Origin of the sequence: Pseudomonas sp. UBA6562 (assembly GCF_002434265.1) — a bacterium.
Taxonomy (GTDB): Bacteria; Pseudomonadota; Gammaproteobacteria; order Pseudomonadales; family Pseudomonadaceae; genus Aquipseudomonas.
Map to the genome: position 1 here is coordinate 357,910 of NZ_DJJS01000004.1, position 23,438 is coordinate 381,347.

Sequence of the window (23,438 nt, forward strand, 5' to 3'; positions counted from 1 at the left end):
GTTCAATGCAAACAAGGAGGTACCCCATGCAATCGTCTGCGATTGAACTGGAGTGTTTTGACGCAACTTCGGCGCTGCATAGCAACCGGGTCAGCGATTTGTCGGATGTCTTCTGCGAGCCGCTCGCCATGACGTCCGCCTACACCTTCGCTTCGGCTGAGGAAGCTGCGCAACGCTTCAGTGGGCAAAGGCCGGGCAATGTGTACACCCGCTTCACCAACCCGACGGTACAAGCGTTCGAAAGCCGCGTGGCGGCGCTCGAACAGGCTGAAAGCGCCGTGGCGTTCGCCTCCGGGATGGGCGCGTTCACGGCGCTTTGTCATGCGTTCCTGCAGCAAGGCGACAACATTGTCTGCAGCCGCGATGTGTTCGGGACTACCGTCAATGCCTTCAGCCTCTACATGGCGCGCTTCGGGATCGAAGCGCGCTTCGTCGACCTGACCGATCTAGCCCAGTGGCAGCAGGCGATCGACGGCAAAACCCGCCTGGTGGTACTCGAATCCCCTTCCAACCCGGTGCTGAAAATCGGTGACATTCGTGCCATCAGCGCACTCGCCCATGCAAAGGGCGCTTTGCTGGTGGTGGACAACACCCTGTTGACACCGGTGTTCCATCGGCCGCATGGCCTGGGCGCGGACCTGGTCATCCATTCGGCCGGTAAGTACATGGATGGTCAGGGACGTGCTTTGGCGGGTGTGGTGACAGGCTCACGAAGCAACATGGAGGCACTGCGCGGCGTTCTGCGGACCTTGGGTATTTCCTGCAGCCCATTCAACGCCTGGTTGCTGCTCAAAAGTCTGGAAACCCTCGAGGTCAGGATGCTGCGAGTGCAGCAGAGTGCCTTGGAGCTGGCCCATTGGCTGAACGAACAGCAGCTGGTCAGCGCTGTGCACTATACCGGTCTGGCTGAGCATCCCCAGCATGCCTTGGCATGCAGCCAGCAGGACGGTCACGGCGGGCTGCTGAGTTTCGAGATCGTCGGTGGGCAGGCCGCCGCCTGGCAATGGATCGACGCACTGCGTTGTGTGGCCCGCTGCACCAACATTGGCGATACCCGCAGCATGGTCACGCATCCGGCGAGCACCACCCACGGCCGTCTGAGTGCAGACGCGCGGCGGCAGGCCGGTATCACCGATGGCCTGATCAGGTTGTGCGTGGGCCTGGAGCGTGTGGCCGATATCAAGGCCGATCTACAACGGGCCTTCGACGCCGTGCACCTTCAACGAACGGCGCAAGGGCTGTCGCGGAGTGCGCTGGTCAATGGCTGAAGTGCTCACGTCAGGTTTCAGTGTCGGGGTGTTTGCAGTGGGGGTGCAGCTACTCGCTCTGCTCGCGGTGTATGGCGCAGGCTCCGGCAAGCAAGCGTGTCGATATGCCGTGGCGTTCGGGGTGGGGTGCTGTGTGCTGATAGGCATGGTGGTGGCGGACCCTTTGGCCCTCAGCCGCTGGCATCTCGATGATCTGGCGATAATGGCGATGTGCGGCTGATGCCTGCATCGTTTCCTTGATGAAAAAGGCAGGACTGGAATCTGCCTGGGCGTTTAGAGGTAGCTAAATGTACAAAGTAATTGCCTTCAGCGTGTTGTTGGGGTGGGCGCTACCGTTCGCTGCGCAAGGTGAAGTTGTATCAAGCGCGAACGGCAGTGCCGCCAGTGTCAGCAAGCGTCTGGTTTCGTTCCCCAGTCGCCCCGTCCCTTCGGCCGGCGAGTTGGCACAGCTACGGGTGCCGGCGGTGCTGTCTCTGCCTTCCAACGTGACGGGTCCAGTACCGACTGTGGTGATCCTGCACGGCTCGGCGGGCATGGATTCGCGCGGGCCGCTGCACGCCGGTGACCTCAATGCCCGCGGCATCGCCACGCTCGAACTGGACATGTGGGGTGCACGCGGTCTTGCAGGTGGTGCGAAAGGGCGGCCGGCCCGTGTCCACGATACCCTGCCGGACCTGGCCGGTGCCTTGGCCTATTTGGCCACTCAGCCTGGCGTCGACAGCCACCGAGTGGGCGTGCTCGGCTTCTCCTGGGGCGGTGTTCAAGCCGTGCTCGCGGCTTCTGCGCCTATCAGCGACGAGCTGCAGCAGGCTTCCGGCGTACGTCCCGTCGCACTGGCCGCCTTCTATCCCGTGTGCTGGGGATACAACCGTGTGCCCGGCTACGATCTGAAGCATCTGGCGCCGGCGCGCCTGTTGGTCCTCACAGGGGCGAAGGACCAGTACGATGATGACCCGAGCATGTGCACGACGCTGGTTTCAAGCCTGCCTGCCGAAGACCAGGCACGCGCGCAGGTAGTGGTCTACCCGGGCGCGCAGCATGGTTTCAATGGATTGGAGGCCGCCCAAGAGTACGAGGATCCATTCCTGCACCGCGGCAAGGGCGGCCTGGGGCGTTCGGCGCCGGACCCAGCGGCGCGGGACGCATCGCGCAAGGCCGTAGTGGCGTTCTTCACGGGCAGTCTTGCCCCGACCGCCGCGAGTGGCCGATGACGACGCGTACTTAGGCGTGTTCCTGGGTCGTCACGCTGCGAAATTGCAGCGGCGGTTGCGGCATCTCTCGGCGCCATGCCAAGCGAAAGGCGTGGCTGCTGCCGTAACCGCAGCGCTCGGCGATCTGTTCCACATTCAGGCGGCTACCGCGCAAAAGCTCTCGGGCCAGGTCGATGCGTTGGGCGCGTAGGTAGTCCTGTAGGGTTTGCCCGGTATTGTCGCGGAACAGCCGCGCGAGGTGCCGGTAACTGACGTTGAATTGGCTGGCCAGCTGTTCGAAGCTCAAAGGGGTGTCGAGGTGAGTATCGATATGGTCCTGGGCTAGGTGTACCAAGGGGTGGATGTGGTTGCGCGCGAGGTCCGCCGAACGCAACTGCACATCTTCGCCCGCCCGGCGACGATAGATGACCAGTTCCTGCGCCACCTGGTTGGCCACCGTTTTTCCATAGTGCGCAGACACAACGTGCAAGGCCAGGTCGGTTCCGCTGGATACCCCTGCCGAAGTGAACACGCCGTCGTCCTCCACGAAAAGGCGATTTTCCAGCACCTTGGCTTTTGGATAGCGTGCCTGCAGCAAACCGACGTAACGGTGGTGCGTGGTGCATTGGCGGCCATCCAGCAGCCCGGCTTCGCCCAGCAGAAAAGCCCCTGTGCAAATGGAACACAATTGCAGCCCAGGCGTTTGCCCGACCACCTTCGCCAACCACTGGGCGGTGGTGGCCATTATCGCGGCCTCGGTGGGGCTTGCAGACAGCTTGTTGCCAACGACGAACAGCAGGTCTTGGGACGCGAGTCGTTCTGGTAAATCGTGCAAGCCGCTCAAGGTCACGCCCTGAAAGCTGCTGACCTGCTGTTTGGCCGCTATGCAGCGCACGCGGATCGGGGCCAGTTGGAGTTCTTCGAGGCTCGCCATGATCTGCAACGGGCCGCCGAGATCCAGAATGTGCGTGCCTGGGAGTAACAAGAACCAGATGGTGCGCATGACGGTATTCCTTATAGGCCCGAGCCCCCGCTTTTGAGCGGTACCTTACCAAAATACTGTCAGAAGGCTATGCAGCGAAAGTCTGCTGCGCCCATGGGGTCAGGACGTGTACGTTTGCGCACCAGAGCAGCGGCCCACGCGCCTTGGCAGGCTGCCGATACCGCCAAAGTCGAGGCCTCATGGCAGCTTTTTCGTCTGCGCATGCCATCCAACCCGTCGTTCGACTCAAGCTTGCATGGCTTGACGTACCCACGCCCGTGATCCGATGCTGCCCGCTGCATCGCCATGCGGAGCTGACCTATGCTGCCTACCGTTCCATCGCATTCCAGCGCAGAACGCGCGCGCCTGCGCGTGCTCAACGGCCGGGTCGGCCTGGCCTTAGTCGCTGCCTTGTCGTTTCTGGCGGGGATGACCGATGCCATCGGCTTTCTGGCCACGGGCGACTTCGTCTCGTTCATGAGCGGCAACACCACGCGCATGGCGGTTGCCATCAGCCACGGCGAAGTGCAGGGCCTGCTGCGTCTGGGCCTGGCCATCGTCTGTTTCGTTCTGGGCAATGCCCTGGGGGTGATGCTCGCACGTGCGTTGCGGCGTCGCGCTGCGCCGCTGCTGGTCGTCGTGGCCTTGGTACTGGCCAGTGCGGTGTTGCCGGGGCTGGGGGCGTCTGCCGCACTGGCCTTGGCCATCGTCGCCATGGGCATGCTCAATGCTGTGGTGGAACAGGTCAATGGCATGGCGATCGGGCTCACCTATGTCACCGGTGCGCTGTCGCGCTTCGGGCGGGGCCTGGGGCGCAGGCTGATGGGCGAGCGCAACGGGGGCTGGCGCGTACAGTTGGTGCCTTGGAGTGGCATGCTGCTGGGCGCGGTATGGGGCGCTTGGTTGCAGGAGCGGCTAGGTATCGATGCGCTGGCGGTGAGCGCAGCGATGACGTTGGCGCTGGCCGGTACCGTGCTGTTGATTCCCCGCGCCTGGCAGCGAGGCTACATGGTGCGGTAGCAGGCCGGTCCGAACGCACCTCGCCGGCCACACCTCGCCGGCCACACCTCGCCGGCCACACCTGGGCAAACACACCGCTTCGACCCAATGGCATGCAGGACAAGTCTCCAGAAAACTTGCCAGACAGCGTCAGGCCATGCAGATTCGTCGCTTTGCCATGACACGGTGCATTCCATGATCGAGCCCTACCAGGACGTAGCCCCATGAGTGACTCTTCGCAGTTCGGCCTGCTCGGCAAGCGGCGTTTCCTGCCGTTCTTCGTGACCCAATCGCTGGGCGCCCTCAACGACAACCTGTTCAAGCAATCGCTGATCCTGGCCATTCTTTACAAGATCAGCCTGGAAGGCGACCGCTCGATCTGGGTCAACCTCTGCGCGTTGCTGTTCATTCTGCCGTTCTTCCTGTTCTCGGCCCTGGCCGGGCAGTTCGGCGAGAAGTTTGCCAAAGATGCTTTAATCCGCGCGATCAAGCTGGCCGAGATCGTCATCATGGCCGTCGGCGCCACAGGCTTTCTAACCAATCATCTCGAACTGATGCTGCTGACCTTGTTCGCGATGGGCACGCATTCGGCGTTGTTCGGGCCGGTCAAGTACTCGATCCTGCCGCAGACGCTGCGCGACGACGAACTGGTCGGCGGCAACGGCCTGGTGGAGATGGGCACCTTCCTGGCGATCCTGGCCGGCACCATCGGTGCCGGGATCATGATGTCCTCGACCCATTACGCCCCTGTGGTCGCCAGCGCCGTGGTCGGCACTGCGCTGTTGGGCTACCTGGCCAGTCGCTGGATTCCCCATGCCGCCGCCGCCGCGCCGCAGATGAAGCTGGACTGGAACATCTTCAAGCAGTCCTGGCTGACCCTGCGTTTGGGCTTGGGGCAGACGCCGGCCGTGTCGCGCTCGATCGTCGGCAATTCATGGTTCTGGTTCGTCGGCGCCATCTACCTCACGCAGATTCCGGCCTATGCCAAGGACTGGCTGCACGGCGACGAAACCGTGGTCACCCTGGTGCTGACGCTGTTTTCGGTCGGTATCGCCGCCGGCTCGCTGCTGTGCGAGCGACTCAGCGGCCGCAAGGTGGAAATCGGCCTGGTGCCGTTCGGCTCGTTCGGCCTGACGGTGTTCGGCCTGCTCTGGTGGTGGCATTCAGGCGACGTGCCGGCGCCGGCGGTGCCTTACGACTGGCTGGCCCTACTGGGCTTGAGCAAGGCCTGGTGGATCATGCTGTCGATCGTCGGCCTGGGCGTGTTCGGCGGCTTCTACATCGTGCCGCTGTACGCGCTGATCCAGGCGCGCACGCCCGAAGACCAACGCGCGCGGGTGATCGCCGCCAACAACATCCTCAATGCGTTGTTCATGGTGGCCTCGTCACTGTTGACCATCCTCCTGCTGAGCCTGGCCGATCTGAGCATTCCACAACTGTTCCTGGTGGTGTCGCTGCTCAACGTCGCCGTCAACGCCTACATCTTCCGCATCGTGCCCGAATTCACCATGCGCTTTCTCATCTGGCTGCTCAGCCACTCGATGTACCGTGTGGAGCATCGCGAGTTGCAGCGCATTCCGGACGAGGGTGCGGCATTGCTGGTGTGCAACCACATCTCCTACGTCGATGCCTTGCTCTTGAGCGGCGCGATTCGTCGGCCGATTCGCTTCGTCATGTACTACAAGATCTACCGTTTGCCGGTGCTCAACTTCGTCTTCCGCACCGCTGGCGCGATACCCATCGCCGGGCGCGGCGAAGATGCCGTGATCTACGAACAGGCGTTCGCCCGTATCGCCCGATCGCTGCAAGAAGGCGAACTGGTGTGCATCTTCCCCGAGGGCAAGTTGACCGCCGATGGCGAGATCGATGTGTTCAAGAGTGGGGTCAAGCGCATCCTGCGGGAAACGCCGGTACCGGTGATCCCCTTGGCGTTGCGAGGGTTGTGGGGCAGCTTCTTCAGTCGCGATCCGAACAAAGGGCTGTTCAAACGGTTGTGGTCGCGGGTCACTGTGGTGGCGGGGGAGGCCATCGCGGTCGAGGCGGCGCAGCCGGACGTGTTGCGCGAGCGAGTCGCCGCCTTGCGCGGCGACCGCCGTTAAGGGGGAGGGGTGAAGGTCAGCCGGCGCTGACCTTCAGGCCGACCAGGCCGGCCACGATCAGGGCGACGCTGGCCACGCGCATCAGCGTCACGGCCTCGCCGAACAGGATGATGCCGGCGATGACCGTACCGACCGCACCGACGCCGGTCCACACGGCATAGGCCGTGCCCAGCGGCAGCTCCTTGACCGCCATGCCCAGCAAGCCGATGCTCACGGCCATGGCGCCGATGGTCAATGCAGTGGGCAGTGGGCGGGTGAAGCCGTCGGTGTACTTGAGGCCGACGGCCCAGCCGATTTCGAACAGGCCGGCGCAGAACAGGATGATCCAGGACATGGGGTGGCTCCATCTTGAGTGTCGAAGAGGGGGCCGTCCCCGAATGATCACGCCGAAGCGTCGTGAGGTCGTCCTCAACAGTGGGGCTATCCTGCCTCGCCTAGCCGAAGCAGGCAACCCTCCCTATTGACGCTGCTCAGGCTGCTCGTTCGATGCCGCAGGCTCTTCCAGCTTGCGGAACCAGGTCGACAGAAGTGCCCCGGAAATGTTGTGCCACACGCTGAACAACGCGCTGGGCACCGCGGCCAGCGGCGAGAAGTGCGCCGCCGCCAGCGCCGCGCCCAACCCCGAGTTCTGCATGCCCACTTCCAGCGCCAGCGATTTGCGCTGCGCCAGCGGCAGCTTGCAGAACTTGCCGGTGAGGTAGCCGAGCAAGAAGCCGAAGCTGTTGTGCAGCACCACCACCGCCATGATCAGCAGGCCGGATTCGGCGATCTTAGCCTGGCTGGCCGCCACCACCGCGCAGACGATCAGCACGATGCTCACCACCGACACCAGCGGCAGCACCTGCACTGCCGCGTGTACCTTGCTGCCGAGCAGGCGCTGGGCCAGCACGCCGAGCACGATCGGCAGCATCACCAACTGCAGGATCGACCAGAACATGTCCATGAACGAGACCGGCAGCCAGGCCGAGGCCAGCAGCCAGATCAGGGCAGGGGTGAGCAGCGGCGCGAGCAAGGTGGTCACCGCAGCGATGGCCACGGCCAGGGCCAGATCGCCCTTGGACAGCCAGACCATCACGTTCGACGCCGTGCCGCTCGGGCAGCAACCGACCAGGATGACGCCGACGGCGATCTCCGCCGGCAGGTGGAACAGTTGGCACAGCAACCAGGCCATGCCCGGCATGATCACGAAGTGCGCGACCACCCCCAGCAGCACGCGCCAGGGTTGCCGGGCCAGGGCGGCGAAATCGTCGAGCTTGAGGGTCAGGCCCATGCCGAACATCACCAGGCCCAGCAGCGGCACGATGGCGCCTTTGAGGCCGAGGAACCACTGCGGTTGCAGGAACGCCAGGCAGGCGAACACCAATACCCACAGGGCGAAGGTATTGCCGACGAAGCGACTCAGGGCGGCGAGGGCACGCATGGGGAAGTCCTTGTCTTTATAAGAAGGGAGGTGCGGGTCGTTGCGGTGAGGCCGAGTCCAAGCGCGGGGCGGCACCGACATGGCGCGCGCCCCGCAGGTTAGGGTAGGGTCAGACGCCTTGCGGAATGTCTTCGCCGCCCAGCGCTTCGAACAGCGCCGGAAGGAATTCGGCGAAGGTCATCATCATCAGCTGGAAGCTGGCGTCGAATTGCTGCGCGGCTTCTTCGCCACCGTCCTGCTCGGCTTGCTCCTGCAACAGCTCCTCGAATTTCAGACGCTTGATGACGGTCTTGTCGTCGAGCACGAACGACAGCTTCTCCTGCCAGCCCAGGGCCAGTTGGGTCACCACCTTGCCGGCATTGAGGTGCAGCTGGATCTCTTCGCTAGCCAGGTCCTGGCGCTTGCAGCGCACGGTGCCGCCGTCTTCGTGGGTGTCGCTCAGTTCGCATTCGTCCTGGATGACGAAGTCGGCGACCGGTTGTTGCGTCTTGACCCAGTCGGTGAGGGTGGCGCTCGGGGCGATCTTCACGGCGACCGGGCGCACCGGCAGCGAGCCCATCACTTCACGCAGGGTCGACAGCAGGTCTTCGGCACGCTTGGCGCTGGCCGAATTGACCAGCACCAGGCCCAGGCGCGGAGCGATGGCGGCGAAGATCATGGCGCGGCGGATGAACGCGCGCGGCAGGAAGGCCTGGATGATCTCGTCCTTGATCTGGTCGCGTTCCTTTTTATAGACCTTGCGCATCTGCTCGGTCTCGATCTCTTCGACCTTCTCCTTCACCGCATCGTTGACCACACTGCTGGGCAGGATGCGTTCTTCCTTGCGTGCGGCGATCAGCAGGTATTCGCCGCTGACGTGCACCAAGGGGGCGTCTTCACCTTTGCCGAACGGCGCGACGAAGCCATAGGTGGTCAGCTCCTGGCTGGCGCAGGGGCGGGCCGGCTTGGTGGCCAGAGCGGCCTCCAGCGCTTCGGACTCGAACGGCACATCCTGGGTCAGACGGTAAGTCAGCAGGTTCTTGAACCACATGAGGGGGTAACTCTCCTTAATGCATGAGGCGGGCATTATTCTCCGATGGGCAGATACAGGCCAGTCCTGTCATCGCACAATCGGACGCCCTGCCGGTGGGGCGAAATACAGACACGCTAGGTCCTTGAAAGGCCTGAAAAAAATTTTGAAAAAAGTGCTTGCCAGGGTAGGACCTCCTCCGTAGAATGCGCGCCACACCGAGACGAAAGGGTGATTAGCTCAGCCGGGAGAGCATCTGCCTTACAAGCAGAGGGTCGGCGGTTCGATCCCGTCATCACCCACCACTCGATGTATAGCGCAGCGGTAGTTCAGTCGGTTAGAATACCGGCCTGTCACGCCGGGGGTCGCGGGTTCGAGTCCCGTCCGCTGCGCCATATTGAGTTTCCAGGCCCACTGAACACCTGGAAACGACAGAGAAAGCGACCTTAGGGTCGCTTTTTTTGTGCCTGCGATTTCACTGGCCCCCATGGCTTGCCCAGTGTCATTTGCATGATCCAGGCGCTCGTCCTGTCGAACGCCCATGCAACGCCTTCACCTCATCCTTCCATTGCGTCACAATCCCACAGGTCTGCCGAACGCAACTGCTGGTTGCGCCCGCCATCCACCGCAAGCCAGAGACCGACCCATGCAGGACGCCCCCACCGCCGACACGCCCGTTTCCACGCCTACCATCACCGCGCCGCTCCTGGGCATCGACCTGGGCACCACCAACAGCCTGATCGCCGTTTGGCAAGACGGTCAGGCGCGGCTGATCGCCAATGCCTTGGGTGAGGTGCTGACGCCGTCGGTGGTCAGTGTCGACGAAGACGGCAGCGTGCTGGTCGGCAAGGCGGCCAAGGCGCGTCTGACCACCCACCCCGAGCGCACGGTCGGTGCGTTCAAGCGTTTCATGGGCAGCGACAAACGCTTCGAGCTGGGCGAGCACCGTTTCAGCCCCGAAGAGCTGTCGGCACTGGTACTGGGTGCGTTGAAGCAGGATGCCGAGGCCTACCTGGGTGGCAGCGTCAGCGAAGCGGTGATTTCGGTGCCGGCCTATTTCAGCGACGAGCAACGCAAGCGCACGGTGTTCGCCGCGGAGCTGGCGGGCTTGAAGGTGCAGCGGTTGATCAACGAACCCACGGCAGCGGCCATGGCCTACGGCCTGCACGAACAGAAGTTCGAGCGTACGCTGGTGTTCGACCTGGGCGGCGGCACCTTCGACGTGACCGTGCTCGAATACGCCTTGCCGCTGATCGAAGTGCATGCCTCCACCGGCGACAACTACCTGGGCGGCGAGGATTTCACCGACGCGTTGCTCACCGCCTGCCTGCGCGATTGGAGCCTGCCGTTGGAAAGCCTCGCGCCCCAGGCGCTGGCCAGCCTGCATGACGCCATCGAGCAGCTCAAATGCGAGACGGGTGAGGGCAGCCGTGTGCTCGACTGGAACGGCGATGGCCAGCAACGTCGATGGCAGTTGGACGACAGCACCCTGCAAAGCATCTGGGCACCGCTGCTGGCGCGGGTTCGCGCACCCATCGAGCAGGCCCTGCGCGATGCCCGTCTGAGCCCGCGCGAACTGGACAGCCTGGTACTGGTCGGCGGCGCCACGCGCATGCCGCAGGTGCAACAACTGGTGGCCAAACTGTTCGGCAAGTTGCCCTATCGTCATCTGGACCCGGACACCATCGTCGCCCTCGGCGCCGCAGCCCAGGCCGCGTGCAGGGCGCGCGACGCGGCCATCGACGAACTGATCCTCACCGACGTGTGCCCCTATACCCTGGGGGTCGCCTCGCAGCGCGGCGACGACGTTTCAGGCGCATTCTCGCCGATCATCGAGCGCAACACCGTGATTCCCACCTCCAAAGTGCAGCGCTTCTACAGCACCCACGCCGAGCAGACCAGCGTGCGCATCGCCGTCTACCAAGGCGAGCGGCCCTGGGTGCGCGACAACATCCTGGTCGACAGCTTCGAGATTCCGTTGCAGCCCACCGGTCAGGTGCAGCCGCTGGACGTGCGCTTCAGCTACGACATCAATGGCTTGTTGGAAGTGGACGTGACCTTCATCGACACCGGTCTCAAGCACAGCCACAGCATCGACCGCAGCCCCACCGGCCTCGACCCGCAGGCGCGCCAGGCCAGCCACGAGCGCCTGGCCGGGTTGAAGATCCATCCGCGCGATACGTTGCCCAACCGCACCTTGTTGGCGCGCCTGGAACGCGCCTGGGTGCAGGCCTTGGGCGATGAGCGCGAGTTGATCGCGAGCTGGTTGGACGCCTTCAACGGCGTGTTGGCAGGGCAGCAGCCCGGCGAGATCAGCCGCCAGCGCCAGGCGTTGAGCCAGGCGCTGGACGAACTGCGCTACTGACCGTTGAGCCAGCGCAGCACGGTTTGCAGGCCGTGCTTGAGCTGATCGGGCGCGTTCGGCGGCGAGCCGTAGCGGTTGGGCAGTTTGTCGCCGGGTAGCGCCAGCAGGATCAGTGTCATGAAGGGCACGACGGCGCTCACCCCCAGTACCACCGCCAAGACGATCCCTCCATAGCCCAGATCGCGGACCCGGCGGATCATGGCGCACACCAGCCACGGCACGATCAGCAGCACGATCGCCTCGCGCAGCGCCGCCCAGCCGAGCGCCGCGGGGACGACTTTCAGCCCGAACATCGCCAGCAGGTGCAGGCCGTAGCTTCTGCGGTCCAAACGGCTGCCGAGCTTCCAGAATTTCCAGGCCGGCTCGCTGGGGTAGTTGGCCATGTTCGCCAACATGCGCTCCGACCAGGTCAGCAGCGCCATGATCGCGCAGCGCAGGCCAGGGTCCTGGCGCTCATCGTCCTTGCCCTTTTGCAGGGCTTGCAGCACGGCCGTCCTGGGCGGTCGGCACTCGTCGACCAGATGGTGCAGCGCCTGCAACGCTTGTTTGAACAGCTTGGCGTCGACGCCCAGGGATTGGATCTCGCTGTCTTTGGGTGCCTTGAACTGGCCTGCGATCAGCTGCTGGCGCAGGGTCTCGAACCAGGCGTGCGGCGCCGCCAGTCTTTCCATCCGCTCGCGCATGTGACCGCGCTGTTCTGCCTCGAGCGAGCGGTCATGCAGCAATACCGCACCCAGCAGCAAGTCGCCCAACGCATGGTCGTCGAGTACCCAGGGTTCTTGTACCAGGAAGGAATGAAGCTGCGCGGCGCTCGGCAGGCGGTCGCTCTGCAAGGCCGTGGCCAGGTTCAGCAACTTGATGCCGACCATGCTTTGCAGCGGGTCGTTGGGGTCCAACCAGTCGAGCAGGCCTTCGTTGACGGAGCTGGCTTGGGCCTGGAGCAACTGGCGGTGCAGGCCGTGGAACGGATGCTCGGCCGGATACTGCAGGCGCTGGCTGACTTGTGAGTCGACCAGCTCCATCCAGCGTGCCGGCTGGTCGAGCATGGCCAGCATGAACAGCTGATGACGGTGCCAGTCCCACAGCGCCTCGCCGCCCGGCAGTGACGGCAGCACGATGCCTTGCTCGGCCATACGGCCTTGCACGGCCAGGGCGAAGGGCACGGTGAACATGCTGCGCATCTGGAACTGACGGTTCAGGTTCAGCACGGCGGTCGCCGAGTACGGGCGCATGCGCCGCAGCCATTCGCGGCAGGCCGGATGCACCTCCAGCGCCAGCAGCGATTCCGGCAGGTCCAGCGTGGCATCCTCGCTGTCGCAGTACTCATTCAATGCCGAAGCGACGGTCGAGGTCTCCAGCCAGAGCATTTGCTGCCGGGCCTGGCGTTGGAAACCTTCGAGAATCAACCCATCGAGCGGGTCGTCAGTGGGCGTGGCCTGGGTGATCCGTTGCAGCAGCCCGGCTTCGCCACGGTGCAGCGCCCAGGCTTGCCAATAACGGCGTTGCAACACCGGGTCGGGTTGTTCGTCGAGCAGCCAGGCCAGCAGCGGCAGTTCGTCGTCGCCATCCAGCCGCCAGTCGATGAACGTAGCGGCGATGCCGCCCAACCGGCGGCGCGAGGCTTCGGACCAGCGCGACAGGGTACCGACGTTCTGCGCAGGGGCGCCCAGCAGAGGCTCGCTGAGGCCTTGCGGCAGGGGCTCGGGCGCTTCTTGCCGGTCGAACGCCTGGATCAACAGCGGCAATCGCTCGGGCTGTTCCCGCGCGCAGTAGTCCAGCAGCCAACGCTCGGCCTGCGGATGCCGGTGCTCGCGCCACAGGCGAATCCAACCGCGCAGGGCCTGCTCGGTCTGCATCAGCGCATCGGCTTGGCGGGTCAGCAGGTAGAGCAGGTCGGGATCGTCGGGCGAGGCGTGCAACGCTTCCTGCCAATGGTCGTGGACGAGCGGGTTGGGAATGCCGGCCAGGCTCATCTGCATGTACAGGCGTTCTATCAGTGCCGGGTCGTCCGGTATCGCCATGCAGGTGTGCTGGCCCACGAACTGCTCGAACTCGAACAGGGCGCGGTGCTGGAAGATGAATTCCAGGGTGCGGAAGTACCACAGGCTTTCCATCTGCACCATGGGCGGCCAGGCGCGCATCAGGCCGGTGTCGAACGGGTCGGGAATCTGCAGGTGTTGCAGCAGGGCTTCGAGTTCCTGCGGATTTTCCACGCGCAGGAGTTGATCGGCCCAGGCCAATCGCTGCGCCAGCAGGCCCACGCAGCGGTGCGAGATCGGCCCGCATTCGCCCAGGCAGGCGAGCATCTGCCAGCCGACGGTGTCGAGCTCTTCCAGGGGCAGGTCGTCGAGCTCGTCGACCAGGCGCTGCCAGGCCTGCGGGTCGAAGCGCAGCGTCGGTTCTTCGAGCACGTGGTGCAGTGCCCGCAGGGTCGGGTGCAGATCGTCTGGGGCGGCCTCGTCGACAGAGGGTTCGACGTCGGCTTGGGCCGGTTCCCGGGCCAACCGCTGGGCCTGCTCGTAGGCTTCGCGCAGGGCCTGGAAACCTTCCGGGTCGGTTTCGGGGTGGTGCGCCGGCAGCTGCTTGCGGTAGGCCAGGCGAATGGCGTCGAGGTCTTGGGTCGGTTCGATGCCCAGGCGTATCCAGCACGTCATGACCAGCAGTCCTCTTCCAGCGTGTGCGGGCGTTCGGGTTCGGACAGCCGGGTATCCCACGGCACGTCGACGAACCACTGTTCGGCGCCCAGGCGCAGGTTCAGCGCGATGCAGCGGTTCCAGTGCTCGCTGCCCTGGCGCTGCAACTCGGCCTGCAACTGGTCGTCGCTGCACTCCGACGCGTTCCACAGCGCCTTGCCCACCAGGTAACCGGCGATGTAGCCGTCCCAGCCGTCGTAGTAGTGACGGGCGCGCAGGGCCAGGCGGTAGTGCAGCCACAGGCTTTCTTCGCGGCTCAGGTAGGCTTTCTTGACGCCGTTGCGCAGTAGGAAGCTCATGCGTGCCAGGTCCCAGGCGCGGATGCCGCCCGGGCCGCAGTCGGGGTAGGTGCGCGCGGCGTACTCGTACTTGATGCGTTCGCGTGGCGAAAGCTCGGCCAGGCGGCGCTGCCATTGCAGCGGCAGGCAGCGCTCGTATTGCCAATAGGCGTCGGCCAGCTCAAGGGCGTGGCCGCGGTCGGCCATGCCCAGGGCGTCGAGCAGTTGCGCGCGGTTGCCGATGCCCCAACCGCGCTCGAGGTCGGCCTTGTCTTCGTCTTCGTAGTATTCGGGGGCGGTGAAGCTCGCCCCATTGAGGGCGGCGACGGGGGCGGACAGCAGGTGCAGCCAATGCTGCGCGTGTTCATCCATGAAAGGGCTCCAGGCAAGGCTCACGCGAGAACGATGGATAGGGAAGGGCACGGGCGGAAGGCTGCGCAGCACCCGCTGCTCTGACCGCCGATCCGCCGCTTGGTGCCGTGCGCAGGGGTTACAGCGCCGACAGCGGACCGCCGCGCTCCTGCTCGCGCAAGGTCAGCACTTCGACGCCGCTTTCGGTGACGGCCACGGTGTGTTCCCACTGCGCCGACAAGCCGCCGTCGCGAGTGACCACCGTCCAACCGTCGCGCAGGGTGCGGGTGCCGCGCGCACCCTGGTTGAGCATCGGTTCGATGGTGAAGACCATGCCGGGCTTGAGTTTCATGCCCATGCCACGCTGGCCGTAGTGCAGCACCTGCGGTGCTTCGTGCATGTCCTTGCCGATCCCGTGGCCGCAGTATTCGCGCACTACGCTGTAGCCGGCGGCCTCGGCATGGCGCTGGATGGCATGGCCGATGTCGCCCAGGGTGGCGCCGGGGCGGACCTGTTCGATCCCTTTGCACAAGGCTTCGTAGGTGGTGTCGACCAAGCGCCGGGCCTCACTATTTACTTGGCCAATGCAATACATTTTCGAAGAGTCGGCGATGTAGCCGCCCTGTTCGAGGGTGATGTCGACATTGACGATCGAGCCGTCGAGCAGCACTTCGTCGTCCTTGGGCATGCCGTGGCACACCACGTGGTCGATCGAAGTGTTCAGCGCATAAGGGAAACCGTACTGGCCCTTGCTGGCCGGGCGTGCATCCAGGGCGCGGATGAACGCTTCGGCGCGGTCGTTGATCTGCAGGGTGGTCACGCCCGGGCGGATGAAACCGTCGAGGTCGGCGAACACCTGGGTCAGCAGGCGGCCGGCATGGCGCATCAGCGCCAGTTGTGCCGCGTCCTTGATGATCACGTTGCTCATTGCAGCAGCTCCTGCAGGTTGGCCTGTTCCTGGCGCAGCAATTGGCGCAGCAGTTGCTCGTAGGTGGATTGGGGGTGCAGCTCGGCGAGCATGCCGAGGCGAATCCAGTGTTCGGCCTGGGCGTTGATCGAGCGCGACAGCGCCGTACTGGCGATGCGCAGGTCCTGGTGCAGGGCGTCACCGATCTTGACGATACCCATGGGCAGTCCTCCTGATATACGAAACGTATGCGAAGCATATCGTCCGCAAGTGCGGGTGGGCTAGCGCTGCGTGCCTCTTTCGCAGCGGCGATGCGCTAAGCTGCCGGTCTTTACTGGCCTGCGCCCCTCTGCCGATGAACCTCGATACCCGCATCAAATACCGCCACCTGCTGTGTTTTCTCGAAATCGCCCGCCAGGGCAGCCTGGCGCGGGCGGCAGACGCTTTGGCGATCAGCCAGCCGGCGATCTCGAAAAGCCTCAAGGAGTTGGAGGCGCTGCTGGAGACGCGCCTGTTCGAGCGTTCCCGCCAAGGCGCCCAGCTGACCGTGACCGGCACGCGCTTCATGCGTTACGCCGCGCCCAGCGTGCAGGCCTTGCGCGAAGGGGTGGGCAGTGTCCGCGGCGCAGCGCGTGCGCCTTCGCAGGTGCGCATCGGCGTGCTGTCGACGGTCGAAGGGTTGCTCATGCCCGAAGTGCTGTGCCGGCTGCACCAGCGCCACGAGGCGCTGGTGGTGAGCGTGGCCACCGGGGTCGGCGCGCAACTGCTCGGCCAGTTGCACCTGGGCGAGCTGGAGCTGGTGGTCGGGCGCATGACCGACAGCCCGCAGATCCAGGGCTTGTCGTTCGAGCACCTGTACAACGAGTCGATGAGCCTGGTGGTGCGCGCCGATCATCCACTGCTGGGCGCAGGCGCCAAGGCCCGCGAGCGGGTGAGTCGCTACCCGCTGGTGCTGCCGCCGGAAGGCACCACCATCCGCCGCCATGCCGACAGCCTGTTCGTGCAGTGCGCCATCGAGTTGCCGGCGCAACGTCTGGAAACCTTGTCGCTGTCGTTGAGCCGCCGGTACGTGCTGGGCAGCGACGCGATCTGGGTGGCGCCACGCGATGCGGTGCTGATCGACCTGCGTCAGGGCGATCTGTGCGAACTCGACCTGGGCGGCCAGGAGCCCGGCGGTTCGGTAGGCATCTGCCGCAACGCGGCGCTGCCGTCGAGCCTGCCGGCGCAATGGTTGTGCGAGGTGTTGCGCGAAGTGGCCGAGGCTTACCGCGCCGGCCTCTATCCCTGAAACGGCCCGCCTCGGCGCATCGATGGGGCGGGGCCGTGCGACGCGCTGCCCAGGCGTTCGATGAAGAAGCTTTTACCTGAGGAACTTCATGCCACCCCATGGCTCTCATGCCGGTAGCCATTGGTCGTGACCGCCTGCTAAGCTCGCGGCCTTACCTGATTTGCCCCCCTGGCGCATGAACAAGGAATCAGCATGAAACAACATCGTCTGGCGGCTGCGGTTGCCCTGGTAGGTCTGGTGCTTGCAGGCTGCGACGCGAAGACCAGCGACGTCGAGCTCAAGACGCCTTCGCAGAAAGCCTCCTACGGCATCGGTCTGAACATGGGCAAGAGCCTGGCCCAGGAAGGCATGGACGACCTCGATTCCAAAGCCGTCGCGCTGGGCATCGAAGACGCGGTCGGCAAGAAGGACCAGCGCCTGAAGGACGAAGAATTGGTCGAGGCCTTCAGCGCATTGCAGAAACGCGCCGAAGAGCGCCTGGCCAAGGCCAGCGAAGAAGCTTCCAGCGCCGGCAAGAAATTCCTCGAGGAAAACGGCAAGAAATCCGGCGTGGTCACTACCGCATCGGGCTTGCAGTACGAAGTCGTCAAGAAAGCCGACGGCCCACAGCCCAAGCCTACCGATGTCGTGACCGTGCACTATGAGGGCAAGCTGATCGACGGCAAGGTCTTCGACAGCTCCGTCGAGCGCGGCAGCCCGATCGATCTGCCGGTCAGCGGTGTGATTCCAGGTTGGGTCGAAGGCCTGCAACTGATGCACGTCGGCGAGAAGTACAAGCTGTACATTCCGGCCGAACTGGCCTACGGCGCCCAGAGCCCGAGCCCGCTGATCCCAGCCAACTCGGTACTGGTCTTCGATCTGGAGCTGCTGGGCATCAAAGACCCGGCCCAGGCCCAGCCGCAAGAATCGGCACCCGAAGCGCCGGCTGCCGAGCCTGCACCCGCGCAGTAATCGGTTCTACGGTACGAAGCGCCCCGTCTCGACGGGGCGTTATCGTTTCTGGCCGTCGGTGAACCGCTGCGAACCCTGTCTGGATGCTGCGGTCCCACACAGTACAGGGCTAGCTGAAAGGCTTTAGCTGAAGCGCTTCAAACGGTTACACGTTTGAAATAACTGTGTAAAAAACGCCCGATTTAAGTGCGGCCCTTATCCTGTGGGCGCAATACGCTGAAAACATGACCCTGTTCACAAGGTTATCCACAAAAAATGTGGATAACCCGCCCGTCATTTGGAGGTTTCATGAGCGCACCCTGGAATTTCGCTCGGTTTCTGCCTCTGGCCGAACGCCTACTCAGCCGTGGGCGACTGCCCGCTCTGCTGTTCGCGGTTGCGCGCAAGGGACCGAAGCTGGGCAAGATGCGTGACGATCTGCGCCTGATGCAGTCGCTGTGCCTGGCGTGGTGGCGAGGCGAGTACCGCGCCATCAGTACCCGGGCCCTGGTCACCATCGTCGCCGGCCTGCTGTATTTCGTCAGCCCCATCGACGCCATTCCCGACTGGATTCTGGGCGTCGGCTTTCTCGACGACATCGCCGTACTGGGTTGGGTGATGAAAACCGTGGCCGACGAGCTGGCGCGTTTCCGCGAATGGCGCGACAGCCAATCGCCAGAACGGCTGCGCGTCGTCGAACGCCTGCCTGCCAGCCCCGAGGCGTTGCAGTTGGAAAAGCGCGACCCTTGATTTGGCCTGTGGCATACCCTTCTTCGCCTGCGTGGATATAATCGGCCCTTCGATCATGCCAACCGGGTGCCATGGGCACCCCGAAAACGAGGGTCAGCAATGGGTATTCAGGTCATCAGCCGCGACGGTCAACCCGAGTACGCCGTGGTCCCCTGGGCGCAGTTCCAGGCCTTGCTCAAAGCGGCTGGCGAATCGCCCGCCGAGGCGCCCGCCCCCGAACGCCCCGCCGAAACCGCGCCGCCTGCTGCTCTGCCAGCCTTGATCGAGCTAGGCTCGTTGCGCCAAGCCAAGCAGATCGCCCCCGAAGCCCTGGCGCGCAACGTCGGCATCAGTCCGGCTTACCTGACCATGATCGAGGCCGGAGAGCGTGAACCCGGCGCAGCCATCCGCCGAGCACTGGCCTGGCACCTCGGTGTGGCGGGCTGGAGCGATGAGCCGTGAGCCAGGTCAGGATCAGCCGGCAGCATTGGCAGAACCTGCTCGGCGAGCTGGACCTCGCCCGTCGCCAACGCCACCTGCTGACGTACCGTGCGCTGATCGAGCGCCTGCACTTGCCGACTCCGGCCATGCAGACCCTCACCGCCGCCTTAGAATACCTGGCCATGCTCGATACCCGTGCCGAGCAGCCGTTGCGCAGCGCACTGGTGATCAGCCAGGGCGCGAGCCGGTTGCCGCGTACGGGGTTTTTCGAGTGCGCCGCACGGCTCGGTCGCTTCAGCGGGCCGGCCGATGGTCTGGAGGCGGCGTCATGGCATGCCTCCGAAGTAGCCAGGGTATTCGAATACCGTTATCCCGAAACGGATTAGGCACCAGTAGGCGACCGGCCCATGGGCTCGTGACTTCCCCAACGAGGCAGCGACCCGATCGAACGCTCCTGCGCCCGCCGGTTGCAGCGGCAACAAAAAAGGCCGGACATCCACATGTCCGGCCTCTTCAGTTCTGCCGCTTACCTATCGATCACTTTTTGGAAACCGCACCGCTGGCGCTCAGGTAATCGATCAGAATGCGCCCGGTCTCTGCGAGGTAGGCATCGTCTTCGGGCTTGGTGTCCTTGTCCTCCTCCGGCAACGCGTCTTCGTCGACTTTCTTCAGCTCTTTGAGCGGCTCTTCGCCCTTGGCCTTGCGGCGGATGTTCTCCAATGCCAATTGCTTGGCATCGATCTCATCGTGGCGGGTGCGGCGCTCCTGCTCGTTGAGGCTGACGGTCTTCTCGGTCATCAGCTTTTGCGTCAGCGCCAAGCGGTCGCGGATGTAGATGAACTCGGCGTCCTTCTCGCTACGCGCCTCGTGTTGCGCTTTGAGGCGTGCCAGGTAAGGCTTGAACGGGTCCACGGCGGGCTTGACCACCGGGCGGATGGTATCCCATGGCATGGCCTCGGGCAGGGCGCTTTCACCGATCTCCTTGGTGTCGATGATCGACGGATAGTCGATGTCGGGCAGCACGCCCTGGTGCTGGGTGCTCTGGCCCGAAACGCGATAGAACTTGGCCAGGGTCAGTTTCAGCTCGCCATGGTTGAGCGGCTGGATGGTCTGCACGGTGCCCTTGCCGAAGGTCTGGCCACCGATGATCAGCGCACGGTGGTAATCCTGCATGGCGCCGGCGAAAATCTCCGATGCCGAAGCCGAGAGACGGTTGACCAGCAGGGTCAGCGGGCCTTTGTAGAACGCGCCGGGGTTCTCGTCTTCCAGCACATCGACGCGACCGTCGCTGTTGCGCACCAGCACCGTCGGCCCCTTGTCGATGAACAGGCTGGTCAGTTCGGTGGCTTCCTGCAACGAACCGCCGCCGTTGTTGCGCAGGTCGATGACCACGCCGTCGACTTTCTCTTTCTGCAGCTCGGTCAGCAACTTCTTGACGTCGCGTGTGGTGCTCTTGTAGTCCGGATCGCCGGCGCGGAAGGCTTTGAAGTCCAGGTAGAAGGCTGGAATTTCGATGATGCCCAGCTTGTAGTCGCGGCCGTCCTGCTTGAGGTTGAGGATCGACTTCTTCGCCGCCTGCTCTTCGAGTTTGACCGCCTCGCGGGTGATCGACACGACCTTGCTGGTCTGGTCGTTCGGCGCGTTGTTGGCCGGGATGACTTCCAGGCGCACCACAGAGCCCTTCGGCCCGCGGATCAGCTTGACCACTTCGTCCAGGCGCCAGCCGACCACGTCGACCATTTCCTTGTCGCCCTGGGCCACGCCGACGATCTTGTCGGCCGGGGAGACCTGCTTGGTCTTGGCCGCAGGCCCTGCCGGCACCAGGCGCACGATCTTGACCTGGTCGTTGTCGCTCTGCAGAACCGCACCGATGCCTTCGAGCGAAAGGCTCATGTTGATGTCGAAGTTCTCCGCGCTGTCGGGCGACAGGTAGTTGGTGTGCGGATCGTAGGACATGGCGAAGGTGTTGATGTAAGCCTGGAAAATGTCTTCGGCACGGGTCTGGTCGAGGCGGGCCAGTTGATTCTTGTAGCGTTTGGTCAGGGTTTCCTGGATCTGCTTGAGGTCCTTGCCGGCGATCTTCTGGCGCAGCACTTCGTCTTTGACACGTTTGCGCCACAGGTCGTCGAGCTCGGCGTCGTTCTTCAGCCAAGGCGCGTCCTTACGGTCGACCAGCAGGGTTTCCTGGGTATTGAAGTCGATCTTGTCGACGCCCTTGTTCAGTTCGGCCAGGGCGAAGTCCAGGCGCGCCTTCACGCGGTTGAGGTAGCGCTTGTAGATGGTAAAGCCCGGATCGAGGTTGCCACTTTTGAGGAAGTCGTCGAATTGCGTCTTCCACTTGTCGAACTCGGCGATGTCCGCGGCAGTGAAATAACTGCGCGAGGGATCGAGCAGCTTGATGTAGCTGTCGTAGATGATGACCGAACGGGCATCGTCCAATGGCGGCTTGCTGTAGTGGTGGCGCTTGAGCAGCTCGACCACGTTGAGGCTGGCGACCACTTCGTCGCGGTCGGGCTTCAACGAATCCCACTTGTTGGCTGCCGAAACGTTACCGACCAGCGCGAAGCTGCCCAGACCGATGACAAGGGCGAGTGCGGAGCGAGGTAGGAAGTGCTTCATGCTGATTCGACGTGGGGGCAATTGAACACGCATAGTAGGCCGTCTTTTCCGTGCGCCGGTTCCATCGAGCCGGACAAATACTGCAAAAAGCCCGCGGCGTGGCGCCGCGGGCTCAGTCATGAATCAACTATGGAGGCACTGTGAAGGCATTGCAAGGCGTTGACGGACACGTAGCTTGGGTGGACGCGCCGCGTCCCACCTGTGATGCAGGGCAAGTGCGCATTCGCGTGGCGGCTGCGGGATTGAACCGCGCCGACCTGCTGCAAAAAGCAGGCAATTACCCGCCACCGCCGGGTGCGAGCCCCTACCTGGGGCTGGAGTGCGCCGGTGTGATCGAAGAAGTCGGCGCGGGTGTCGATTTCATCGTCGGCGAGCGCGTCTGCGCGCTGCTGGCCGGTGGCGGCATGGCCGAAGAAGTGGTGGTCGATGCCCGCCACGTGCTGCCGGTACCCGAAGGGCTGAGCCTGCACGAGGCCGCAGCGATTCCCGAGGTGTATGCCACCGCTTGGCTCAACCTGTTCCAGTTGGCGGGCTTGCAAGCCGGTGAAAAGGTGCTGGTACATGCCGGGGCCAGTGGCGTGGGGTCGGCGGCCATCCAGCTGTGCAAGGCGTTCGGCAACCCGCTGTGGGTCAGCGTCGGCTCGGCGCAGCGGCTGGCGTATTGCGAGTCGCTGGGCGCCAGCGGCGGCGTGGTGCGCAACGAGAACCTCGACGCCCTGGGCGAACTGGGCCCGTTCGACGTGGTGCTCGACCCGGTGGGCGCGGGCTACGTGGACATGAACCTGGACCTGCTGGCGCGTGACGGACGCTGGGTCATCATCGGCCTGATGAGTGGGCGCAAGACCGAATTCGACCTGGCCAAGGTGCTCAGCAAGCGCTTGCAGATCACCGGCTCCACCTTGCGCAACCGCAGCGACGAGTTCAAGGCGCAGTTGCTGAGCGATCTGCGCTTGCAGGTCTGGCCGCTGTTCGGCGAAGGCCGCTTGAGCCCGCAACTGGTCGACACCTACCCGATTGCCTTCGCCGAAGCGGCCTACGCCGAACTCGAAAGCAACCAGGTGTCGGGCAAGCTGGTGGTGGTGGTCGATCCGTCCTTGAACTGATCGCCGCGTCGACCTGGCCCGTCGCGTCGGCGGGCCAGGCATCGAGGCTGGATGACGCGGTCAGGCCCAGTCGAGGATGGGCCAGCCGTTGGTCTGCGCATGCTCGCGCAACACTGCGTCGGGGTTGACCGCCCGTGGGTGGTCCACGCGCAGCAATAGCGGCAGGTCGTTGCGCGAGTCGGAGTAGAAACTCGCCCCTTCGAGGTTTTCCTGCTCCTGGTCCAGCCAGGCCATCAACCGCGTGACCTTGCCTTCGCGGTAGCTCAACTCGCCTCGGGTGTTGCCCGTATACACGCCATTGGCCGTCTCCAGGTCGATGGCCAGGAATTCCTCGACGCCCAAACGCTGCGCGATCGGCCCCACCAGGTGCGCGCCCGACGCCGAGATGATCAGCACCCGGTCGCCGTTTCGACGGTGTTCGGCGATGCAGCGGCAGGCGTCGCCGAAGATGATCGGCTCGATGACCTCTTCGACCCAGGGTTGCACCAGGTGCTCGATTTCTTCCAGCGTGCGCCCGGCGATGGGTTCCAGGCTGAAGGCCATGTACTCCTCCATGCGCAAATGGCCCTTGCCATAGGCCTCCTGCAGTTGCGCATCGCGGCGCAGGAACGCTTCGTCGACCCAGCCCAGTTTTGCCATCTGCGCGCACCATAGGGCCGAGCAGTCACCGTGGATGAGGGTTTCGTCGAGATCGAATATTGCCAACGCCATGTGTGAAAAATTCCCCGAATTCGTGTGGAAGTCGTTTGTGCGCGCAAAGCGCCATG

22 protein-coding genes and 2 tRNA genes are annotated in these 23,438 nt (G+C 64.2%); 14 read left to right on the forward strand and 10 right to left on the reverse strand.

From position 1 onward, the window contains the following. Nucleotides 1-26 precede the first annotated feature (26 nt). The 3 genes from B4M43_RS05855 to B4M43_RS05865 all read left to right on the forward strand — a co-directional run bounded on the left by B4M43_RS05855 (nucleotide 27) and on the right by B4M43_RS05865 (nucleotide 2,479). Nucleotides 27-1,268, forward strand: coding sequence for an aminotransferase class I/II-fold pyridoxal phosphate-dependent enzyme (locus B4M43_RS05855; RefSeq protein WP_296265022.1), 1,242 nt, complete (start codon nucleotides 27-29; stop codon nucleotides 1,266-1,268). Then, nucleotides 1,261-1,488: a hypothetical protein gene (locus B4M43_RS05860; RefSeq protein ID WP_296265025.1), complete on the forward strand. Its 228-nt coding sequence runs from the start codon at nucleotides 1,261-1,263 to the stop codon at nucleotides 1,486-1,488. Before B4M43_RS05855 ends, B4M43_RS05860 begins: the two co-directional genes overlap by 8 nt. 67 nt (nucleotides 1,489-1,555) lie before the next feature. Beyond that, nucleotides 1,556-2,479 carry a dienelactone hydrolase family protein gene (locus tag B4M43_RS05865; RefSeq protein ID WP_296265027.1) on the forward strand — a complete coding sequence of 308 codons (924 nt, stop codon included), beginning with the start codon at nucleotides 1,556-1,558 and terminating at the stop codon, nucleotides 2,477-2,479. Between the two features lie 10 nt (nucleotides 2,480-2,489). On the opposite strand, the gene B4M43_RS05870 is transcribed toward B4M43_RS05865, so the two are convergent. After that, complete coding sequence (locus tag B4M43_RS05870; protein WP_296265028.1) at nucleotides 2,490-3,461, reverse strand: GlxA family transcriptional regulator; 972 nt, start codon at nucleotides 3,459-3,461, stop codon at nucleotides 2,490-2,492. Between the two features lie 300 nt (nucleotides 3,462-3,761). Here B4M43_RS05870 and B4M43_RS05875 point away from each other — a divergent pair, with 300 nt between their 5' ends. After that, nucleotides 3,762-4,460, forward strand: a complete 699-nt coding sequence (locus B4M43_RS05875; RefSeq protein WP_296265030.1) for a YoaK family protein — start codon at nucleotides 3,762-3,764, stop codon at nucleotides 4,458-4,460. A 203-nt stretch (nucleotides 4,461-4,663) separates the two neighbouring features. Continuing rightward, on the forward strand, nucleotides 4,664-6,538 hold the full coding sequence (locus B4M43_RS05880; protein ID WP_296265032.1) for a 1-acyl-sn-glycerol-3-phosphate acyltransferase: 1,875 nt from the start codon (nucleotides 4,664-4,666) through the stop codon (nucleotides 6,536-6,538). Nucleotides 6,539-6,554: 16 nt separating this feature from the next. Here the strand turns inward: B4M43_RS05880 and sugE are convergent, their stop codons facing one another. The 3 genes from sugE to rdgC form a co-directional block, all read right to left on the reverse strand. Beyond that, nucleotides 6,555-6,872: a quaternary ammonium compound efflux SMR transporter SugE gene (sugE, locus tag B4M43_RS05885; RefSeq protein ID WP_296265034.1), complete on the reverse strand. Its 318-nt coding sequence runs from the start codon at nucleotides 6,870-6,872 to the stop codon at nucleotides 6,555-6,557. A gap of 123 nt (nucleotides 6,873-6,995) precedes the next feature. Further along, nucleotides 6,996-7,958 (reverse strand): bile acid:sodium symporter family protein, encoded by a 963-nt coding sequence (locus tag B4M43_RS05890; protein ID WP_296265035.1) that lies wholly within the window; start codon nucleotides 7,956-7,958, stop codon nucleotides 6,996-6,998. 109 nt (nucleotides 7,959-8,067) lie between these two features. Beyond that, complete coding sequence (gene rdgC, locus B4M43_RS05895) at nucleotides 8,068-8,988, reverse strand: recombination-associated protein RdgC (protein WP_296265038.1); 921 nt, start codon at nucleotides 8,986-8,988, stop codon at nucleotides 8,068-8,070. A 208-nt stretch (nucleotides 8,989-9,196) separates the two neighbouring features. On the opposite strand from rdgC, the gene B4M43_RS05900 reads away from it, so the two are divergent. The 3 genes from B4M43_RS05900 (at nucleotide 9,197) to B4M43_RS05910 (ending at nucleotide 11,332) form a co-directional block, all read left to right on the forward strand. Beyond that, nucleotides 9,197-9,272, forward strand: a tRNA-Val gene (locus B4M43_RS05900). A gap of 13 nt (nucleotides 9,273-9,285) precedes the next feature. Continuing rightward, nucleotides 9,286-9,362, forward strand: a tRNA-Asp gene (locus B4M43_RS05905). Between the two features lie 251 nt (nucleotides 9,363-9,613). After that, on the forward strand, nucleotides 9,614-11,332 hold the full coding sequence (locus tag B4M43_RS05910; RefSeq protein ID WP_296265039.1) for a molecular chaperone HscC: 1,719 nt from the start codon (nucleotides 9,614-9,616) through the stop codon (nucleotides 11,330-11,332). Here B4M43_RS05910 and B4M43_RS05915 read toward each other — a convergent pair. The 4 genes from B4M43_RS05915 to B4M43_RS05930 form a co-directional block, all read right to left on the reverse strand. Then, nucleotides 11,326-13,986 (reverse strand): DUF805 domain-containing protein, encoded by a 2,661-nt coding sequence (locus B4M43_RS05915; RefSeq protein ID WP_296265041.1) that lies wholly within the window; start codon nucleotides 13,984-13,986, stop codon nucleotides 11,326-11,328. The two genes, B4M43_RS05910 and B4M43_RS05915, sit on opposite strands and share 7 nt — an antisense overlap. After that, nucleotides 13,983-14,675, reverse strand: coding sequence for a DUF1266 domain-containing protein (locus tag B4M43_RS05920; RefSeq protein ID WP_296265042.1), 693 nt, complete (start codon nucleotides 14,673-14,675; stop codon nucleotides 13,983-13,985). Before B4M43_RS05920 ends, B4M43_RS05915 begins: the two co-directional genes overlap by 4 nt. Before the next feature lie 118 nt (nucleotides 14,676-14,793). Beyond that, nucleotides 14,794-15,582 carry a type I methionyl aminopeptidase gene (gene map / locus B4M43_RS05925; RefSeq protein ID WP_296265044.1) on the reverse strand — a complete coding sequence of 263 codons (789 nt, stop codon included), beginning with the start codon at nucleotides 15,580-15,582 and terminating at the stop codon, nucleotides 14,794-14,796. Continuing rightward, on the reverse strand, nucleotides 15,579-15,782 hold the full coding sequence (locus B4M43_RS05930) for a ParD-like family protein (RefSeq protein ID WP_296265046.1): 204 nt from the start codon (nucleotides 15,780-15,782) through the stop codon (nucleotides 15,579-15,581). Before B4M43_RS05930 ends, map begins: the two co-directional genes overlap by 4 nt. Before the next feature lie 134 nt (nucleotides 15,783-15,916). Here B4M43_RS05930 and pcaQ point away from each other — a divergent pair, with 134 nt between their 5' ends. From pcaQ to B4M43_RS05955, 5 genes are all read left to right on the forward strand, one after another. After that, nucleotides 15,917-16,849 carry a pca operon transcription factor PcaQ gene (pcaQ, locus tag B4M43_RS05935; protein WP_296265048.1) on the forward strand — a complete coding sequence of 311 codons (933 nt, stop codon included), beginning with the start codon at nucleotides 15,917-15,919 and terminating at the stop codon, nucleotides 16,847-16,849. A 192-nt stretch (nucleotides 16,850-17,041) separates the two neighbouring features. Then, a complete protein-coding gene (locus tag B4M43_RS05940; protein WP_296265050.1) occupies nucleotides 17,042-17,800 on the forward strand; it encodes an FKBP-type peptidyl-prolyl cis-trans isomerase in 759 nt (252 codons plus the stop codon). Nucleotides 17,801-18,088: 288 nt separating this feature from the next. Continuing rightward, the gene (locus B4M43_RS05945; RefSeq protein ID WP_296265052.1) at nucleotides 18,089-18,529 is read left to right on the forward strand and encodes a YkvA family protein; all 441 of its coding nucleotides are present in this window, start codon (nucleotides 18,089-18,091) and stop codon (nucleotides 18,527-18,529) included. 99 nt (nucleotides 18,530-18,628) lie between these two features. Then, nucleotides 18,629-18,970 (forward strand): helix-turn-helix domain-containing protein, encoded by a 342-nt coding sequence (locus tag B4M43_RS05950; RefSeq protein ID WP_296265054.1) that lies wholly within the window; start codon nucleotides 18,629-18,631, stop codon nucleotides 18,968-18,970. Then, a complete protein-coding gene (locus tag B4M43_RS05955) occupies nucleotides 18,967-19,335 on the forward strand; it encodes a hypothetical protein (RefSeq protein ID WP_296265056.1) in 369 nt (122 codons plus the stop codon). Before B4M43_RS05950 ends, B4M43_RS05955 begins: the two co-directional genes overlap by 4 nt. Before the next feature lie 151 nt (nucleotides 19,336-19,486). Here the strand turns inward: B4M43_RS05955 and B4M43_RS05960 are convergent, their stop codons facing one another. Next, complete coding sequence (locus B4M43_RS05960; RefSeq protein WP_296265058.1) at nucleotides 19,487-21,568, reverse strand: carboxy terminal-processing peptidase; 2,082 nt, start codon at nucleotides 21,566-21,568, stop codon at nucleotides 19,487-19,489. A gap of 140 nt (nucleotides 21,569-21,708) precedes the next feature. On the opposite strand from B4M43_RS05960, the gene B4M43_RS05965 reads away from it, so the two are divergent. Continuing rightward, on the forward strand, nucleotides 21,709-22,671 hold the full coding sequence (locus B4M43_RS05965; protein ID WP_296265060.1) for an NAD(P)H-quinone oxidoreductase: 963 nt from the start codon (nucleotides 21,709-21,711) through the stop codon (nucleotides 22,669-22,671). Between the two features lie 60 nt (nucleotides 22,672-22,731). Here the strand turns inward: B4M43_RS05965 and B4M43_RS05970 are convergent, their stop codons facing one another. After that, nucleotides 22,732-23,382 carry an HAD family hydrolase gene (locus B4M43_RS05970; protein WP_296265062.1) on the reverse strand — a complete coding sequence of 217 codons (651 nt, stop codon included), beginning with the start codon at nucleotides 23,380-23,382 and terminating at the stop codon, nucleotides 22,732-22,734. Nucleotides 23,383-23,438: the final 56 nt, after the last annotated feature.